This is a genomic window from Methylobacter sp., from assembly GCF_004322395.1.
Taxonomy (GTDB): domain Bacteria; phylum Pseudomonadota; class Gammaproteobacteria; order Methylococcales; family Methylomonadaceae; genus Methylobacter_A.
In genome coordinates this window covers 1-2,314 of sequence record NZ_SCTW01000036.1, presented here as the reverse complement: position 1 = coordinate 2,314, position 2,314 = coordinate 1, and the positions used below count along the sequence as shown (strand labels likewise).

Here is a 2,314-nt window from a genome sequence, read left to right as displayed (position 1 = left end):
GTGCTGCAATCACTTGTTTGGTTTTGAAATACTGATAGATGGTGCCGATAGCTTTAATCCCGGCGGTTTCTTTAATATCGATCAACGATGTATTGAAATAACCTTTTTCGGCAAACAGTGTTAAGGCCGCTAGCAATATCTCATCCTGCACTTCAGATTTTGTCTGAATATCTTTTATTTCCTGATCCATGTTCTTCTTTCACAGCTGATTCAATGCGCTGTATTATGTTTTAGTGAAAACCCAAATGGTCTTTTTTTATTTTACAGACAACACTGCCAGTGCCGCCCTTAAGTAATTAATCATCGACCATAATGTCAATGTTGCTGCAATATACAACAAACCGTAACCGCAATAATTTATCGGTATGCCCCATATATCGTTACGATATAACAACATGCCTATCGCCAGCATTTGCGCCGTGGTTTTCCATTTACCTAATTGGGAAACTTTAACGTGCGCCCGCTGGCCGATTTCTGCCATCCATTCCCTAAGCGAGGCAATGGTGATTTCCCTACCGATAATAACTGCGGCAGGTATAGCCAAATAAGGACTGGCCTGCTGCTGAACGATTAGCACCAGAACCATAGCCACCATTAGCTTATCCGCCACCGGATCTAAAAAAGCTCCAAACGGAGTTTCCAACTGCATTTTCCTGGCAAGATATCCATCCAGCCAATCGGTAACTCCTGCAAGTATAAAAATCAGCGTAGAAGCAAAATTTGAATATTCCCAGGGCAGATAAAAAACCACTGTTATTAACGGAATTAACGCAATTCTTAGCAGCGTCAAATTTGTCGGTAAATTAAATTCAATTGTCATCGTGATGATGAAATAGTTCGTAAATCCGTTGTGCCAATTGACGGCTTATGCCATCCACACTGCAAAGTGCATCCACGCCAGCCTGTGAAATACCTTGCAGCCCCCCAAATTGTTTCAATAAAATCTGCCGCCGTTTAGGCCCCAATCCTGGAATGGCTTCCATCGCCGATTGTTTTTTAGCTTTACCTCGGCGTTGTCTGTGTCCTGTTATCGCAAACCGATGCGCTTCATCGCGAATATGCTGAATCAACAACAGTCCGCTGGCTCCCGGTTTTATATCTATCGGCTGATCCTGATCCACCAATATCAGCTTTTCCATGCCGGGTTTTCTATCCGGCCCTTTTGAAACGCCGACTATCATAACATTGTTTATGTCTAATTCCGCCAATGCCTTTTGCGCCTCATGCACCTGACCTTTGCCTCCGTCTATCAGCAATATATCCGGCGCAGCATGTTCGCCCTGTTTTAGTCGCTTAAAACGCCTGAAAACCGCCTGATGTATGGCTGCATAATCGTCGCCGCCGGTTATACCTTCAATATTAAACCGGCGATAAGCTGATTTTACCGGCCCTTCCCGATCAAAAACCACGCAGGATGCAACCGTTTGATCACCTTGAGTATGGCTAATATCGAAACACTCCAAACGCTTTGGCAGTTCCTTGCAGCCCAATTCTTCCTGCAAACTGAGGAACCGGGCATAAAGCCCTTGTTTATCGGATAACTTGCTCAGCAGCGAATTTTCGGCATTGGTGCAGGCCATTTGCAGCCATTTTAGGCGCTCGCCTCTGACGTTGTGAGAAATAGCCACCACATGTTTTGCCTGATTCGCCAATACTTCCATCAACAACTCGGCTTCTTCCGGTTGATGGCTGACAATCAATTCATGAGGCGCTTGTTTATCCAGATAATATTGAGGAATAAACGCCTGAACGATAGCGGCCGGATCATGCTCATCGGTTATCTTGGGGAAAAACACCTTATTACCTAAGTGCTGTCCGTTACGGATAAAAAACACCTGAACACAAGCCACACCGGCTTTAGTCGCACAAGCGATAATATCGACGTCGCCACGTTCGCCATGCACGAAATGCTTTTCCAGCACCGACCGCAATCTTGCAATCTGATCCCTAAAACCGGCGGCCTGCTCATATTCAAGATTAGCCGCAGCCTTCTCCATATTGACAATCAATTGATCGATCAACAGACCGCCCTTGCCTTCCAGAAACAACACCGTATTGTCGACATCCTGCGCATAAGCGGCTTTATCGATTAAACCGACGCATGGCGCAGTACAACGCTCTATCTGGTGCTGCAAACAGGGCCTGGAACGGTTGTTATAAATTGAATCGTCGCATTGCCTGATCTGGAAAATTCTTTGCAGCAGTTTAAGGCTTTCCTTGACTGCGCCGATGCCCGGATAAGGGCCGAAATATTTACCTTTTTTCTTTTTTGCACCGCGATGCAAAGTGATCTGGGGAAAATCATGCTCTGTAG

Annotated in this window: 3 protein-coding genes; all 3 read right to left on the bottom strand. The window is 45.5% G+C overall.

Annotated elements, in window-relative coordinates:
- A partial coding sequence (locus EPO18_RS05380) for a TetR/AcrR family transcriptional regulator (RefSeq protein WP_292431574.1) occupies nt 1-190 on the bottom strand: 190 nt, incomplete at its 3' end.
- 66 nt (nt 191-256) lie between these two features.
- Nucleotides 257-820 carry a CDP-diacylglycerol--glycerol-3-phosphate 3-phosphatidyltransferase gene (pgsA, locus tag EPO18_RS05375; protein ID WP_292431571.1) on the bottom strand — a complete coding sequence of 188 codons (564 nt, stop codon included), beginning with the start codon at nt 818-820 and terminating at the stop codon, nt 257-259.
- On the bottom strand, nt 810-2,314 hold a 1,505-nt coding region (gene uvrC / locus EPO18_RS05370), incomplete at its 5' end, for an excinuclease ABC subunit UvrC (protein WP_292431568.1). The genes pgsA and uvrC, both read right to left, overlap by 11 nt.

What these genes read in the sequence shown, in the direction of transcription:
- pgsA (WP_292431571.1), bottom strand. Translation starts at nt 820, where the DNA reads ATGACAATTGAATTTAATTTACCGACAAATTTGACGCTGCTAAGAATT.